This is a genomic window from Sphingomonas pollutisoli, assembly GCF_029167165.1.
Classification (GTDB): Bacteria; Pseudomonadota; Alphaproteobacteria; order Sphingomonadales; family Sphingomonadaceae; genus Sphingomonas; species Sphingomonas pollutisoli.
The window spans coordinates 190,640-206,804 of sequence record NZ_JARFNJ010000002.1 but is presented as its reverse complement, the minus strand read 5'-3'; the positions used below and the strand labels follow the sequence as shown (position 1 = coordinate 206,804).

Here is a 16,165-nt window from a genome sequence, read left to right as displayed (position 1 = left end):
TGAGGGACATGAAAGGCACTATCAGACGAACCGGCCGGGGCGTGCGCAAGGGTGCGCTTCTCGCCAGCGCGGGGATGGTGACGGCGTTCGCCGCCGGCACCGTACACGCGCAGGACACAGCCGCGCCGGCAAGTGCGCTGCCGGCAACGCAGCAAGCCACGACGCCCGCGGAAAGAGCGGCCGCGATCGACACGGAGACCGCGGAGACGATCATCGTTACCGGTTCGCGCATCAAAAGCCCGACGCTCACCTCGCCGTCGCCGCTGCAGGCGGTCACGTCGGAGGATATCCAGCGCACCGGCAAGCTCGACATCCAGGAAGTGCTCCAGCAGAACCCCGCGTTCGGCGTGCCCGGGCAATCGCGCAACACCTCTAATTATGGTGCGCTCAGCGCCGGCACCTCGACGATCAACCTGCGCAGCCTCGGCGCGAATCGCACGCTCGTGCTGATCGACGGGCGCCGCGTGGTGGCGGGTGTGCCCGGCACCGCGCAGGTCGATCTGTCGATGATCCCGAGTTCGTTCATCGAGCGTGTCGATGTGCTCACCGGCGGTGCTTCGGCGGTGTACGGGTCAGACGCGGTCGCCGGCGTGGTCAACTTCATCTACAAGAAGAAGTTCGAAGGCGTGGTGCTCAACGCGCAGACCGGCATCTCCGAGAAGGGCGACGACGACCAATATTCGGTCGATCTGACGATCGGGCACAATTTCGACGACAATCGCGGCAACATCCTGTTGTTCGGCGGGTGGCAGAAACAGGGCGGCGTCTCCTCCGCCGCGCGCAGCCGCAGCGTCACCGACCAGACCAGCGTCGGGGCGGCGACGCGCAGCAACGCGCTGACCAACGCCAATCTGACCGCTGCTCAGAACCTGTTCGTAGCGCGTGCCAACAAGTCGAGCGTGGTGCCGGACAGCACGTTCAACGCCGGCACTGGCAACTACATCGTTGATTCGACCGGCGTCGTGCGCCCGTACAACGCCTCAACCGACGGGTTCGATCGCACCCCGTACGACCAGATCTCGGTCCCGCTCGAAAAGCGCCAGTTCGCCGGGCGCGGCAATTACCAGATTTCGGACAGCATCAACGTCTATCTCGAAGGCACCTATGCGAATACCAAGTCGCGCGGGCTGCTCGAGCCGTCGCCGCTGGTGCCGACCGGATCGCTCGGGCTGTTCCGTCAGGGCAACGGGCGGTACAATATCGAGCAGCTCGTCACCAACCCCAACAACCCGCTGCAATCGCAAGTGGTGCGCAACCCGCTGGTGCCGGCGGGGCTGTACAACGTCGCGACCGACACCAACGGCGACGGCTTCCGCGATGTCGCGGTCTCGCGCCGGCTCACCGAGTTCGGCCAGCGGTTCGCGATTTTCGATCGGACCAACCTACGCTTCGTTGGCGGGCTCAACGGCACTCTCGGCAGCAATTGGGACTGGGACGTGTCGTACAATTGGGGCCAGACTCGCGTCTCCAGCCAGTTGACCGGGCTCATCAACCAGGACCGTGCGGTTCAGGCGCTCAACGTCATCCAGGACGTGTACGACGTGAACGGTAACGGCAACACCAGCGAGGCGATCTGCGCCAGCGCCGAGGCGCGCGCACAGGGCTGCGTGCCGTGGAACGTCTATGGCGCGGGCAAGGCCTCACCGGCGTCGATCGCCTATCTCAACGCCACATCGACGCATGATGCGGTGCAGACGCTCGAAGTCGCCGCCGCCAACCTGTCCGGTTCGCTGTTCGAACTGCCCGCCGGCAAGGTGCAGGTCGCGGTCGGCGCGGAGTATCGCCGGGAGTCGAGCGAGGAGACGTTCGATCCGCTCTCGATCGCGGCGCGCAACGCCTATGTCCAGCAGACCAACACGTCGGGCAGCTTCAACGTCAAGGAAGTGTACGGCGAAATCGTCGTACCGCTGATCCACAACACGCCGTTCTTCGACAATCTCACCGTGCGCGGTGCGGTGCGGATGTCGGATTACTCCACGGTCGGCACCTTTTACGCCTATAATGGCGGGGTCGAGTGGTCGCCGGTGCCTGATATCCGTTTCCGCGGCGTCTATGCCAAGGCGGTGCGCGCGCCCAATATCGGCGAGCTGTATGCGGCGCCGGCGGTGAGCATCTCGTCGGTCAACGATCCGTGCCAAGGCGTCACGCTCACCAGCACGGGCACCACCAGCACGGTCTGCCGCGCCAACGCGGGTGTTCTCGCGAATATCAACGCCAACGGCAGCTTCATCCTCAACCAATCGGATCTTCAGGGTGTCGGCGGTCTCAACGTCAGCAACCCGAACATCCGCGAGGAGAAAGCGACGACCTATACGCTCGGCGCGGTGATCAATCCGGTCTCGATCCACGCGTTGCGCAACGTCACGCTGACGCTCGATTATTACAACATCAAGCTCGACGGAGCGATCGCGCGGACCAGCCGCGATTACATCCTCCAGCAATGCTACCAGAACAACGATCCGACGTTCTGCTCGCTGGTATCACGCCGCGCGATCGGCTCCGGCCCGTATAGCGCAGGGTCGATCCAGCAGGTAGATTCGGCGCTGGTCAACAGCGGCGGGCTGCTGACGCAGGGCCTCGATACGACCTTCTCATATCGGCAGAACATGGCCGATTGGGGCCTTGGCAATGCTGCGGCGACCTTCTCGGTCAGCTATACGCATCTGTTCAAGCAAGGCGGCACGCCGCTGACGGGCGCGGCCTATGATACCACGCTTGGCGAGATCAACACGCCGCAGGATCGGGGCGCCTTCTCGCTCAGCTATGACAGCGACGCGGTCGGCGTGACGTTCAACGGCCAGTATATCGGCGCGTCGTACCTCGACGATCAGTACCGGATGCTGTTCAAGCTCGCCGACGGATCGCTGCCCGACAAGAAGTATTTCCGGGTCGGCGCGGCCTTCTATCTGGATACGCAGGTGCGCTTCCATGTGAAGAAGCAATTCGAGTTTTACGTCGGCGTCAACAACCTGCTCGACACCCAGCCGCCGCGGGTCATCACCGGCCTGCCCGGCAGCGTGACCGGCACCGAGACGGCGGCTGGCACCTATGATCCGATCGGCCGACGCTTCTACAGCGGTGTGCGGCTGAAGTTCTGAGCGGCCGTTCGGTCTGACCTCACGGGCGGCGCGAGCGATCGCGCCGCCCTTTTTTCGTCCGCGCGGGAGATCGAAACATGGTTAACGTTGCCTACCCGAGCCACGGTCTGTGGGCGTGTGACTTTTGCGTCCATCGGCGGGCGGCAGGCGCTCCGCGCGGCAGCGAACGAGCCGTCGATATTGGCGCCGACAGTGTCAAAGAGCGAGACCGGAAATATGGCGGAGACCGCGCGTAGGACATCGGCGGCATCGCTGGTTGAAGGCCGGAGGCGGGCGATCGTTGCCCGGCAGCTTTTCGGCCACTGCGGAAGGGCAGGTATGGATCTGCAACAGGGGGATAGCTGCACGCGCCGCCAGCGCCTTTGCCGGCCATTCTTGCAGAGTTCATCCGGCACGGACTAAGCAGGCGACGGCGGACTATACGGACGAGACGATGACATTGCGTGCGATCCTTGGCCGGGGCGTGCTGGCCGGATGGGTTCTGGGCGTGGCCGGCTGCGCCACGCCGCCGGTGAAGCCACCACCGGTTGTCGCAACGGTGCCGCCGCCACCCCCGCAGATGCCGCCGGGTGGCTATATCGGCATGAAGATTCCACACAAACTTGCGAACGGCACCTACGTCACGCCCAACATCGACAATACCGATCAGGCCGCAGTGTGGCATCTGCGCAATGCGCTGAATGTCGCTGCTCTCGGTTGCGATCAGGCGGGCGGCGGAATCGTCGAGCCTTATAATGCTTGGCTCACGACACATGCCGCCGTGCTCGACCATTACTTTCAGGCCTATCGTCACGAATGGCAGTCCACCGGCTGGTGGGACTGGGAGCGGGTTTACGACAACAACCAGACGCGGATCTACAATTTCTACAGCCAGCCGACGATGCGGGCGGCCTTTTGCGCGGTGGCGCGCCGGGAGATCGCGCAGGTCGGTCAGGTTGCGGATACCGATCTGCCAGCCTTCGCCCGGAAGGCTCTGGTGCGGCTCGACAAGCCGTTCGTCGATTTCTACGCGGCTTTCAATGCCTGGCGCGACTATTATGAGCCGGCGCCGCCACCGGTTGTAAGAACCATCGATACGCCCATCGCTGTCGCAACGCCGGCCCCGGTCGTGACGCTCGACGGCGCTGCCCCGGTTACGCTCGGCACCCTGTCGCTTTCGACTCCCCCGCCTGCAGATACACCGATCGCGATTGCCACCCCGTCACCTCCGGTGACCGGCTCCGGTAGCGCGCCGGTCGCCGGTGTCGTCGCGCCGGCGGCAACGGCCCCCTAAAGCAGATCCCACTTCAGCGAAGGCCACATCGCGGTCCCGCTGAACCGCCCCAGCGGCGTGCGGTGCCTGGGTTGTGAGGTAGCCGGACAGATCCATGTCGTCCGCGACGCCAAATGGGCAATACTGTCGAAACGGAATGACGGTGGCGCCGACCCCGTAGCCGACATTCAAGATGGCACGGGCATTCTCCCGAACCGGTCGCGGGTTCAGGTTATGTGGAACGGCCGGAACCGGGGCGCGGCTCAGCGCAGCCGCGCTTCGAGTTCGTCGAGTGTCTTGCCTTCGTTGCGTGGTGCCCAGATCATGCCGACCGCGCCGCTGATGACGAGGAAGCCGGTCAAGATCCACGCGAGCGTGTGGAAGCCGGTCGCGGTCAGCACGGGCACGAAGAACGACCAGAAGCCCAGCGAAATCCGCACCACCGCGAACATCACGCCCTGCGCGGTGCTGCGCAGCAGCGTCGGGAACAGTTCCGAGCTCCAGAGCTGGAAGAAGGATTGCGCGCCGAAACCCTGGCCGATCGCCATCATCAACACATGGATGATCGCAACCGGCAGCGTCAGCGGGAAGATCGCGAGCAGCGCCATGCCGACGATCTGGATGATCGCGGAGGCGGCGAACAGCATGCGCTGGTTCACCTTGTCTGCGAGCGGCATGAAGATGAACGCGATCGACAGCATGCCGGCGGTGAAGCTCAGCATCTGGATCATCACCGATGTCGCCTGGGTCTGCGCGCCGACCGTGCGCAGGATATAGGGGAAGAAGAAGCCGTTGGTGCCCGCCCACAGGTTCCAGAACAGGTACATTCCGGTCAGGAACGCCATGCCGCCGATGTAGCGCGGCTTGAGCAGATCGCGCAGGCCCGTGCGCTGGGCCGCGCTCACGGTCTTTTCGGCGGCCTGCGCTTCCAGCCAATGCGACGATTCATGCATGCTCGACCGCAGGAAGGTCAGCGCCACCGCGAGGATGGCGAGATGCGCGAACACCAGCCGCGCGCCGAGCAGTCCGAGCGGCGCGACGATCAGGAACAGCCCGAGCACCACCACCGGCCCGAGATACCACAGCACCTGCGCGACGCCGCTGTGCTTGCCGCGTTCGCGTTCGGGCGCGATCTCGGCGATCAGCGACCAGGAGGCGGGAATATCGGCGCCGACCGCGAGCCCGACCAGGAAGAAGCCGAGCACGATCATCCACGGGCTGACCGCGAACACCAGCCAGCCCATGCCGAACGCGTAGAACAGCATGTCATATTGGTAGATCTTCTTGCGGCCGAACGCGTCGCACAGTCGCCCGCCGATCATCGCACCCAGCCCCGCCGAAATCGCATTGGGGCCAAGCGCGGCAATCACGCCGACGAAGCTCGCGCTCAGCTTGTACGCCTCCATCCAGAGCGCCAGCGCGACCCCGCCCGCGACGATCGACCCGGCATCGATGTAATTGGCGAGCCCGGCGAGGATCGTGTTCTTCCAGTCGGCGCGTGTCGAACCGGGCTGGGCGGCGCTGTGCGGCAAAAGAGTCTCTCCCGATGGTGGCGCGCGATCCTTCCGTCCTCGTGCTGGGCGGTGGGCGCTTGTGCTATTGGCGCACCGTATCGCGCCGACCCGAGAGGGGCAAGAGGTTCGGCTTCGATTATCGACGAACATCTTTCGAATAGAATAAAATATTGACGTAAATGATTTCGAATGGTTTCGTTTTCGAAAGACATGAGGAGGATGGCTTGACCCTATCGCGACGCACGATCCTGACCGGTACGCTCGCCGCCGGCGCGGTCGCCGCCACGCCGGCGCTGGCCACGCCGCCTGTGCAGATCGAGCGCTGGGGCGTGTTCGAGGCCACGCTCTCCGGCCCGACGGAGGGCAATCCGTTCGATGACGTGCACATCGCGGCCGTGTTCGAATGTGCGGGGCGGCGGGTCCGGGTTCCCGGCTTCTACGATGGCGACGGCACCTACCGCATCCGCTTCAGCCCCGACGCGACCGGCGCGTGGCGCTGGCGATCCGAAAGCAACGCCGCGTCGCTCGACGGGCGCACCGGCGCGTTCCGGTGCGGGGCGCCGGGCAAGGGCAACCACGGCCCGGTGCGGGTGACGCGCGACGGCTTCCACTTCGCGTATGCCGACGGCACGCCCTACCGGCAGATCGGCACAACATGCTATTCCTGGGCGCTGCAATCGGACGCGAAATGCGCCGAGACGCTGGCGACGCTTGCCGACACGCCGTTCAACAAGATGCGGATGCTGGTGTTCCCGAACGTACCCTCGGTCGCGACCGATCCGTTCGTGCGCACCGGCACGGGGCCGCGCGACTGGGATGCGAGCCGGTTCGATCCGGCGTATTTCCGCCGCTACGAGGATCGGCTCCGCAAGCTCGGCGCGCTCGGCATCGAAGCCGACGTGATCCTGTTCCACCCCTATGACGTGAAACGCGGCTATTCGGACATGCGCCGCGCCGATGACGAACGCTATCTGCGCTACGTCGCCGCGCGGTTCGGCGCGTTCCGGCATGTCTGGTGGTCGATGGCCAACGAATATGACGATGTGAAGAGCAAGAGCGACGCGGATTGGGACCATCTGTTCGAGGTGCTGCAGGCCGCCGATCCGCATGACCGGCTGCGCTCGATCCACCAGATCAAGCGCTATTACGATCATCGCAAACCGTGGATCACGCATGCCAGCGTGCAGAACGGCCATGCCGTGCTCGACGACGGCCGCGCCGAGCTTCACCGCGCGATGACGGGCAAGCCGGTGATCTTCGACGAGGTCTGTTATGAGGGCGATATCGACAAGCGCTGGGGCAATCTCTCGGCAGAGGGAATGGTCGAGCGCTTCTGGTGGGGCACGATCGGCGGCACCTATGTCGGGCATAGCGAAACCTTCGCGAGCGGTCGCAACGCCGATTTCTCGTGGCTGGGGCAGGGCGGTACGCTGCACGGCGCGAGCGCGCCCCGGCTCGGCTTCCTGCGCCGCATCCTCGAGGATGGGCCGGTGCCGGGGATCGACCCGATCCAGACCTGGTGGGGCTATCGGCTCGGCGGGCGCGAGCATGACTATTATCTGCGCTATTTCGGGGAGGAGGCGCCGCGCGCATGGCCCGTCATTCTGCCGGGGAAAGGCGCGGAAGCCTTGCATACCTATCGCGCCGACATCATCGATACCTGGAACATGACGATCACCCCGGCGGGCACCTTCACGATGGCGCAGATGAACGACTATGACGTCCACGATCCGGTGCGGCCGACGCTCGCGCTACCCGGCACGCCGTGGATCGCGGTGCGGCTGGTGCGCGCGTGAGCGATCTGCTCGCGGCGCTGCGCGGGGTCGTCGGCGCCGGCCATGTGCTGACCGGCGATGCCGAGACGCATCGGTTCCGCACCGGCTATCGTTTCGGCACCGGGCCGGTGACGGCGGTGGTGCGGCCGGGGTCGCTGGTCGAACTGTGGCGGGTCGCGCAAGCGGTGGTGGATGCGGGCGCGATCCTGATCCCGCAGGCGAGCAACACCGGCCTCACCGGCGGATCGACCCCCGATGGCGATACATATGATCGCCCGGTGGTGATCGTTTCGATGCGGCGGATCGCCGGTGTGCATGTCGTGCGGCGCGGCGAGCAGGTGGTGTGCCTGCCCGGCGCGACGCTCGACGGGCTCGAACGGACGCTGGCGCCGCTCGGGCGTGAGCCGCATTCGGTGATCGGATCGTCGTGCATCGGCGCGTCGGTGCTGGGCGGGGTGTGCAACACCTCGGGCGGCGCGCTGGTGCGGCGTGGGCCGGCGTTTACCGAGCTGGCTTTGTACGCGCGGGTCGATGGCGACGGGCGGCTCGAACTGGTCAACCATCTCGGCGTGGAACTGGGCGACGCGCCTGAGGAGATGCTGACTCGGCTCGAAAGCGGGGATTTCGGCGCGGTCCGCGAGGGCGGCCGCGCGTCCGATCACGCCTATGCGCGGCATGTCCGCGAGGTCGATGCCGCCACGCCGGCGCGCTTCAACGCCGATCCGGGGCGGCTGTTCGAGGCGTCGGGATCGGCCGGGCATGTCGTGGTGTTCGCGGTGCGGCTCGATACCTTCGCGAAGGAAGCCGCGACCGCGGTGTTCTATATCGGATCGAACGACCCCGCCGACCTGACGCGGTTGCGGCGCGAGATGCTGGGGAGCGAGCTGCCGCTGCCGATCGCGGGCGAATATCTCCACCACGATGCCTTCGTGCTAACCGAGCGCTACGGCCGCGACACGTTCCTCGCGATCCGCCATCTCGGCACCGCGCGGTTGCCGGCGCTGTTCCGCTGGAAGGACCGGGTCGATGGCTGGTTCCGGCGCGTCGGGCTGCGCGATGTCGCGGACAAGGCGCTGCAGGTGGCGACCCGGTTCGGCCCGAGCCATTTGCCCAAGCGGCTGACCGACTATCGCGACCGGTTCGAACATCATCTGATGCTGCGCGTGAGCGGCGCCGATGCGGAGGCGACCGAGGTGCTGCTCGCGCGGGTGCTGGGGCAGGGGCGGGGCGCGTTCTTCCGCTGCACGCGTGAGGAGGGCGACGCCGCGTTCCTGCACCGCTTCGCGGCGGCGGGGGCGGCGGTGCGCTACCGCGCGGTGCATGCGCGCGAGGTCGCCGATATCGTCGCGCTCGATATCGCGCTGCGCCGCAACGACACCGACTGGTTCGAGACGCTGCCGGCCGAGCTGGACTCGGCGATCGCGCACAAATTCTATTACGGGCATTTCTTCTGCCACGTCTTCCACCAGGATTACGTGATCCGCAAAGGCCATGATCCGCTGGAGATCGAGCATCGCATGTGGGCGCTGCTCGATGCGCGCGGCGCGGAATATCCGGCCGAACACAATGTCGGCCATCTGTACCCGGCCAAGCCCGCGCTCGCCGCCCATTACCGGGCGCTTGATCCGACCAACAGCTTCAATCCGGGGATCGGTCAGACCTCCAAGCGGGCGCACTGGGGGTAGACGTCAGTCCAGCGTGAAACTTTCTGCCGGTTGCAGCGCGACGAAGCGGGCGGGGTCGATGCCGCGCGCGGCCAGCCCGGCGGCGAGGCGAAGGGCGGGATCGTCGCGGGGCTCGTCGGTGAGCTTGAACGTGCCCCAGTGGATGCCGATCGCGGCGCGCGCGTCGAGATCGGCCATGATCTGGATCGCGTCGTCGGGATCGGTGTGCTGCGCGGCCATGAACCAGCGTGGATCATAGGCGCCGATCGGCAGCAGCGCGAGATCGGGCGCGCCGAAGCGGGCGTGGATCGCACGGAAGATCGCGCCGGTGCCGTAGCCGGTGTCGCCCGCGAAATAGACCTGCCGCCCGGCGACGCGGAGCATGAAGCCGCCCCACAGCGCCATCCGCCGATCGCGAATGCCGCGCGAGGACCAGTGGAGCGCGGGCACGACATGCGCCTGTGCGCCCCCGGCGATGTCGGCATGCTCGCCCCAGTCGCGCGCTACCGTCCGCGCCGCCGGGATATGGCGCCGCACGATCACATCGTTGCCGAGCGGGGTCACGATCAACGGGTCGTGGCGGGCGTGGAGCGCGCGCAACGTGGCGATGTCGAGATGGTCGTAATGGTTGTGCGACAGCAGGATCGCGTCGATCGGCGGGAGCGCGTCGAGCGTCACGCCGGGCGCGGTGACCCGCTTCGGCCCGGCGAAGGCGAGCGGGCTGGCGCGCGGCGACCAGACCGGATCGGTGAGGATGTTGAGCCCGGCGATCTGGATCAGCACCGTCGCATGGCCGACCATCGTCACGCGCAGCCCGGCGACGCGTGTTTCGGGAACGACGGGCGAGACTTCCAGCGCGCGGGGCCAAGGCGTGTTGGGCGCGGCGCGGCGCCAGCGCAGCACGTCGCCGAGCGAGCGGTCGGTTTCGGGTTCGTTCTCGACGTTGCGGAAGCGCAGCCCATCGAAATGATCGGTGACCGGGCCGGCATGATAGGGATTGCGTTTGGGCATTCAGAGGTGGCCGCGTCCGGATCGCGCCGCGCCGGGGGGCAGCAGCCGGAAATCCGCCGGATCGAGTGCGCGCCGCGCGAAGAACGCCGCCCGGACCGCGCCGTGAAAATAATTGACGCGGTTCATCCGCATGCCGATCGCGGCGCGCCCCGGCCCGCCGGGGGAGCGCTGCGGCGTGAAGGCGAGCGGCGCCTCGGCCTGAACCACGCCGTCGACGAACGCGCGATAGACATGGCCGTCATAGCTTTGCGCGACGTGATACCAGCGGCCGACGGGGAAGCGCCGCGCCGGCGCGATCAGCGTCTGCTTATAGCCGGGGCCGGTTACGAAGGCGTCCAGATACCAGCTTCGATCGACCACCCGGATTTCGAACAGCATCCGCGTCGTGCCGGTGCCCGGCGCGCCGCCCGCGCCGTCATCGGCTTCGAGGTGGAACCACCGCTGCTCGAACGCGCCGCCATCGGGGCGGAACAGCGCCTCGAAGGTGAAGGTGCGCGCCCCCACCAGGGGATGGCGGCCGATCAGCAGCGCATCGCCGACGCCGTCGAACGCGGTCGCCGCACCCCACGGGCTGTCGATGAGGGTGGGGGCGCCGAGCACCTCGACCGGCAGCCCGGCGACCGAGCGCAGCGAATCGAACCGCCAGAGATCACCGGTCGGCCTCCCCCAGGCGAGGCGCGGCATCGCGAGCGTGGCCAGCGGCAACGCGCCGCGCAAAAGATCTCGCCTGCGCATCAAGGCCCTCCTGTCCCCGGCTTGCTATCATCGGTGGCTCGCGCCGCGCAAATCCGGTAGCGACCCGCCCCATCATGACCGAGCCGAAAAACCCTGACGTGCGAAGCTTCTGGGCCGCCTTCGTGCCGCCGCCGCCCGCGATCGGCTGGGGCGAGCGGGTGCGCGGCGCGCTCGGCGCGGCGCTCGGCATCGTGCTGATCGGGTTCGTGTCGGCGTGGTGGATGGGGGTGGGCTCGTCCGGGCTGCCGTTCCTGATCGCGCCGATGGGCGCATCGGCGGTGTTGCTGTTCGCGGTGCCGGCCAGCCCGCTCGCGCAGCCCTGGCCAATCGTCGGCGGCAACCTGATCGCCGCACTGATCGGCGTGACGGCGGCGCGGACGATCGCCGATCCCGTCACGGCGTCCGCGATCGCGCTGGGGCTCAGCATCGCCGCCATGTCGGCCTTGCGCTGCGTCCATCCACCGAGCGGCGCGGTGGCGCTGACGGCGGTGCTCGGCGGCGGCCGCATCGCCGCCGCGGGCTATGGCTTCGTGCTGGAACCGGTGCTGCTCAACTCGCTGCTGCTGATGATCGTCGCGATCGCGTTCAACACCGCGACCGGCCATTCCTATCCGCACCGCGCCCACGCCACGGCGAAGCCCGCGCCCGACGCGCTCACCCCCGCCGATTTCGACGCGGTGCTCGCCGAATATGGCGAGACGCTCGACATCGACGCGGCGGACCTGAGAGCCTTGTACGAAGACCTCCGCCGCCGCGCCTGACGGCGGTTCAGGCGATTCCGGCGCCACCGGTCACGCCGAACACCTCGCCGGTGATGTAGCTGCCCTCCTGGCTGGCGAGCAGCACATAGACCGGCGCGATCTCGACCGGCTGACCGGGGCGGCCGTATTGGCTTTCGGAGCCGAACTTCTCGATCACTTCCTGCGGCTGCCCGCCGGACGGTTGCAGCGCGGTCCAGAACGGGCCCGGCGCGACCGCGTTGGCGCGAATGCCTTTTTCGAGGAGCTGCTTCGAGAGCGCCTTGGTGTAGGCGACGATGCCCGCCTTGGTGGTCGCGTAATCGAGCAGGATCGCCGAGGGCTCATACGCCTGGATCGAGGCGGTGGTGATGACCGAGGCGCCCGCCGGCAGATGCGGCACCGCCGCCTGGGTGATCCAGTGGAGCGCGTAGAGGTTGGTCTTGAGCGTCACGTCGAAATCTTCGGACGTGACCTTCGAGATATCCTCGCGGTTCTGCTGGTGGCCGGCGTTGATGACGAGGATGTCGATCCCGCCGAGCTTCTCGACCGCCTGCGCGACCAGATCGCGGCACCATGCCTCGTCCGTGATGTCGCCGGGCAGCGCGACCGCGGTGCGGCCCTCGGCCTCGATCAGCGCGATCACCTCGGCCGCGTCGGGCTGTTCGGAGGGAAGATAGGAGATCGCGACGTCGGCGCCCTCGCGCGCGAAGGCGATCGCGGCGGCGCGGCCGATGCCGCTGTCGCCGCCGGTGATGAGCGCCTTGCGCCCCTTCAGCTTGCCCGAGCCGGTGTAGCTCGTCTCGCCGTGATCCGGCTTCGGGTCCAGCGCGCGTGCGAGGCCGGGCACCGGCTGCGGCTGGCGGGGGAAGGGCGGGCGCGGATATTGCTGTCGCGGATCTTGCATCGTCAGGCGGTCGCTCATGGGTAACTCCTTGAAGGATCAGCGCTTCAGCGATCGAGCGCCGCGGTGGTTCCCGATCGCGGACGCCCGCCGCCGGGCGTTCCCGAAAGCGCCGGCGATCAAAAAGCTGCTGACTCGCGCCACCATCTCGGCGTAGGTCCGGCAATCCGCGCTGCCGCGCGGAACGAGATGAGAGTGATGGACGAGCAGGACGAAAAGCAGGAACCGGCGGGCGTGAAAGGCGCGCAGACGCTGATGCGCGCGCTCGATATCATGGACGAGGTGATCGCCGGGCCGATCCGCGCGACCGATCTCGCGCGCAAGCTGGGGATGAGCAAGACGACCGCGCACCGGCTGGTGCAGGCGCTGGCGTCACGCAACTATCTGCAGGTGACGCCGACCGGTTTCGCGCTCGGGCCGAAGCTGCTCCAGCTCGGCGCGCTGGCGACCGAGCAGATCAACTTCATGCACATCGCCCGCCCGTTCATGGAATTGCTGTCCGAGCGGACCGGCTTCTGCGTGTTCGCGGGCAAGCGCGAGGGCGATTGGTCGCGCCACCTCGACCGTGTGACCGGGCGGCAACGGCTGCGCGTCGCGACCTCCCCGGGCGATCGCCGCCCGATCGCGGAAACCGGGATCGGCAAGGCGCTGCTGCTCGACGAGCCGGACGAGCATTGGGCGCAGCTCTACCAGCAGGCGACCGGGGAGCCGGCGGGTTCGGCGCGCAGCACCCGCTTCATCGCGATGATGCGCGAGAACCGCGAACGCGGGCTGGTGCTCCATGACAGCGAACTCGGCGATGGGGTCCGCTCGATCGCCGCACCGGTGCGCGACGCGCGGGGCCAGATCTGCATCGCGATCAGCATCGCCAGCGCGGCGCATTATCTGACCGACGACACGATCGACGATCTCGCCGCGCAGGTCGCGCGCGCCGCCAATCAGGTCAGCGCGGCGATCGGCTACAAGGGCGCGAAATAGCGGCGCCGTCCGGCGCCGAAGCGGGGACATCATGACGAAGCTCGGCGCCGATACCCTCTGGCCAATATGGGCGGATACCGCGAGCGAGCGTGCCTTCACGCTCGAGGATGCCGCCGCCGCGCCCGAGCGGGCGGTGGTGACGGCGGTCGCCGAGCCGGTGTTGCTCGGCTTCGCGCCCGCCGCGCCCAATGGCCGCGCGATGCTGGTGCTCGGCGGCGGGGGCTATGTCGCGCTGATGGCGGGGCGCGAGGGGGTGCAGGTCGCGCGCTGGCTGACCGGCCTCGGCTATCACGCGTTCGTGCTGATCCATCGCTTTCCCGACGCGACGACGGGGCCGTCGGCGCCGCTCGACGACGCGCGCGCGGCGATGCGGCGTATCCGCACGAGCGGGGCGGCGCCGGCGGGGCTGGGGGTCGTCGGCCTGTCATCGGGCGGGCATCTCGCCGCGTGCCTGGCCGCCGAATATCCGGCCGAATGGCGCGAGCCGCCCGCGCCGCATGGCGAAGCGACGACGCGGCCCGATGTGCTGGTGGTCGGCTACGGCCCGCTCTCGACCAACGCCAAGGGCCGCACGCTGCGGCCCGACAAGCCGCCGCTGCCGCCCGCCGAGAAGCAGGCGCTGTACGACCGGCTCCAGCCCGACGCGCAGCTTCTGCCCGCGCCGCCGCCGATGTTCATCGTCTATTCCGGCAACGACGCGGTCGTCCCGGTCGAGAATGCGCTGCGGCTGTATGGCGCGGCGCGCGCGGCGGGAGCCGTCGCCGACCTCCACGTCTTCGGCGACGCGCCGCACGGCTTCGCGCTGGATACGCCGGGGTTGCCAGTGTCGGCGTGGCCGGGCCTGTGCGAAGCGTGGTTGCGGCAGGTTGGGTTTTTGTAATCGATAAAAGCCGTTCGTCCCGAGCGAAGTCGAGGGACCGGCCCGTGCGCGGGTGTCTCGACTTCGCTCGACACGAACGGGCGGGGGCCGGAGCCTCAGCGCGCGCGCGGCGCCGCGACGGGATTGTTGCCCCACAGCCGGGCGTAGCGCCAGCCCGACAAAGCCTCGACGACCACCGCCGCCTCCGGCGAGGAGGGCGTGCGCGCGCCGCGGCGCAGATGCTCGATCTCGTCGAGCAGGATCTTGTGCGTCGCCGGGGTCAGCCGGAAGCGGAGCGAGACCAGCACGCCGAACGCCAGCATCGCCAGCGTGCCGGCGCCGAGCACCGCGACGATCGCCGCGATCGCCTGCGGGCTTTGCTGCGCCGATTTCGACACGAAACCGGCCGCCTGCATCACCTGCCCGACGAGGATGACGGCGAGCGCCTGGCTCATCTTGCGCACGAAGGTCATCACGCCCGCGAACGCGCCCTCGCGCCGTCGCCCGGTGACGATCTCGTCGACGTCGGCCATGTAATTGTAGGTCGCCCACGGAATATAGTTGAGCGCGCCGCGCCCCAGCCCGGCGAACACCACCGGCAGCCAGAACAGCGCGGCGGTGGCGGTGTAGCCGGCCGCGTACATCGCCAGGAAGATCACCACGCCGCTCGCGAAGCTCAGCGCGGCGAAGCGATAGGCGGCGGCGGGGGAGAGCCGCAGCGCGAAGTTGATCGCCAGCACCACCGCGACGAGCTGGACGATATAGGTGACGCCGACGAGACTGGCGACGATCGCGGTCGATCCCGCCAGCGCGAAGATCACGAAATAGGTGAAGGCGGCGTTGTAGATGTCCTGGCTGATATAGCCGCCGAGGTACATGCCGAGGTGAAGCCGGAACGCGCGGATGCGCAGCGTCGACCACAGGTTGCGGTACAGGGCGGCGAAGGCCGCGCCGAGCGTGGGGCGGTCGCCCGCGGCGTCGTCGAGCCCGGCGGCGCGCGGGCGTTCCCAGCTAAACAGGTACAGCAAGGTGGCGGCGGCCATGAACAGCGCGGAGAAGATGATGCCCATGTAAAGATAGGTGTCGGGGGAGTCGGGCCCGAGCCATGCGATCAGCCAGCCCGGCAGGAACGCGGCGGCGATCGCCGACACCTGGCCGATCAGGATGCGCGCGCCCGCGAACTTCGCCTTGGTGGCGTAATCGGTCGCCATTTCGGAGGCGAGCGTCTCATAGGGGATGATCTCCATCGCATAGACCATCTCGAACAGCACGTAGGTGACGAGATAATACCAGAAGCCCTGGCCCGCGACCCACATCACCGCGAAAGACGGCAGCAGCGGGATCGCGGCGAGGATGAAGAAGCGCCGCCGCCCGAAGCGGCGCCCGAGCCACGACCGCCCGAGATTGTCCGAGAGATGCCCGATCAGCGGGCTGGTGAACGCATCGAGCACGCGCGCCACCCCGAAGATGATCGTCGCCTGCGCCGCCGAAAGCCCGCAGAAGCTGGTGTAGAAGATCAAGATCCAGGTGCTGACCACCGCCATCGACCCGGCGCCGAGGACGTCGTTGCCGCCATAGGCGAGATAGGTGTGCAGCCGCACGCGGCGGGGCGCGTGGCGGGTGGTGTCGGACACGGTC

At 67.8% G+C, this 16,165-nt stretch carries 12 protein-coding genes; 7 read left to right on the top strand and 5 right to left on the bottom strand.

Translation table 11 applies throughout. From position 1 onward, the window contains the following. The first annotated feature begins 8 nt into the window (after window positions 1–8). Both PX554_RS04320 and PX554_RS04315 read left to right on the top strand, forming a co-directional pair. Window positions 9–3,098: a TonB-dependent receptor plug domain-containing protein gene (locus PX554_RS04320; RefSeq protein WP_275499280.1), complete on the top strand. Its 3,090-nt coding sequence runs from the start codon at window positions 9–11 to the stop codon at window positions 3,096–3,098. 280 nt (window positions 3,099–3,378) lie between these two features. Beyond that, window positions 3,379–4,371, top strand: a complete 993-nt coding sequence (locus tag PX554_RS04315) for a hypothetical protein (RefSeq protein WP_275499278.1) — start codon at window positions 3,379–3,381, stop codon at window positions 4,369–4,371. Window positions 4,372–4,613: 242 nt separating this feature from the next. Here PX554_RS04315 and PX554_RS04310 read toward each other — a convergent pair whose 3' ends face one another. Next, a complete protein-coding gene (locus PX554_RS04310) occupies window positions 4,614–5,882 on the bottom strand; it encodes an MFS transporter (protein WP_275499276.1) in 1,269 nt (422 codons plus the stop codon). Between the two features lie 206 nt (window positions 5,883–6,088). Here PX554_RS04310 and PX554_RS04305 point away from each other — a divergent pair, with 206 nt between their 5' ends. Together PX554_RS04305 and dld are read left to right on the top strand one after the other, a co-directional pair. After that, window positions 6,089–7,660: a DUF5060 domain-containing protein gene (locus PX554_RS04305; protein ID WP_275499275.1), complete on the top strand. Its 1,572-nt coding sequence runs from the start codon at window positions 6,089–6,091 to the stop codon at window positions 7,658–7,660. Then, on the top strand, window positions 7,657–9,324 hold the full coding sequence (gene dld / locus PX554_RS04300) for a D-lactate dehydrogenase (RefSeq protein ID WP_275499273.1): 1,668 nt from the start codon (window positions 7,657–7,659) through the stop codon (window positions 9,322–9,324). Before PX554_RS04305 ends, dld begins: the two co-directional genes overlap by 4 nt. Before the next feature lie 3 nt (window positions 9,325–9,327). Here dld and PX554_RS04295 read toward each other — a convergent pair whose 3' ends face one another. After that, window positions 9,328–10,314, bottom strand: coding sequence for an MBL fold metallo-hydrolase (locus PX554_RS04295; protein WP_275499270.1), 987 nt, complete (start codon window positions 10,312–10,314; stop codon window positions 9,328–9,330). Continuing rightward, entirely contained in the window at window positions 10,315–11,049 is a 735-nt protein-coding gene (locus PX554_RS04290) for a LamG-like jellyroll fold domain-containing protein (protein WP_275499269.1), read from the bottom strand. A gap of 74 nt (window positions 11,050–11,123) precedes the next feature. On the opposite strand from PX554_RS04290, the gene PX554_RS04285 reads away from it, so the two are divergent. Continuing rightward, window positions 11,124–11,810 carry an HPP family protein gene (locus tag PX554_RS04285; RefSeq protein WP_275499267.1) on the top strand — a complete coding sequence of 229 codons (687 nt, stop codon included), beginning with the start codon at window positions 11,124–11,126 and terminating at the stop codon, window positions 11,808–11,810. A 7-nt stretch (window positions 11,811–11,817) separates the two neighbouring features. Here PX554_RS04285 and PX554_RS04280 read toward each other — a convergent pair whose 3' ends face one another. Then, window positions 11,818–12,711 (bottom strand): SDR family oxidoreductase, encoded by an 894-nt coding sequence (locus PX554_RS04280; RefSeq protein ID WP_275499265.1) that lies wholly within the window; start codon window positions 12,709–12,711, stop codon window positions 11,818–11,820. Window positions 12,712–12,888: 177 nt separating this feature from the next. Here PX554_RS04280 and PX554_RS04275 point away from each other — a divergent pair, with 177 nt between their 5' ends. Beyond that, window positions 12,889–13,668 (top strand): IclR family transcriptional regulator, encoded by a 780-nt coding sequence (locus PX554_RS04275; RefSeq protein ID WP_275499264.1) that lies wholly within the window; start codon window positions 12,889–12,891, stop codon window positions 13,666–13,668. A 31-nt stretch (window positions 13,669–13,699) separates the two neighbouring features. Then, on the top strand, window positions 13,700–14,548 hold the full coding sequence (locus PX554_RS04270; protein ID WP_275499262.1) for an alpha/beta hydrolase: 849 nt from the start codon (window positions 13,700–13,702) through the stop codon (window positions 14,546–14,548). Between the two features lie 95 nt (window positions 14,549–14,643). Here the strand turns inward: PX554_RS04270 and PX554_RS04265 are convergent, their stop codons facing one another. Further along, window positions 14,644–16,161: an MFS transporter gene (locus PX554_RS04265; RefSeq protein ID WP_275499980.1), complete on the bottom strand. Its 1,518-nt coding sequence runs from the start codon at window positions 16,159–16,161 to the stop codon at window positions 14,644–14,646. Window positions 16,162–16,165: the final 4 nt, after the last annotated feature.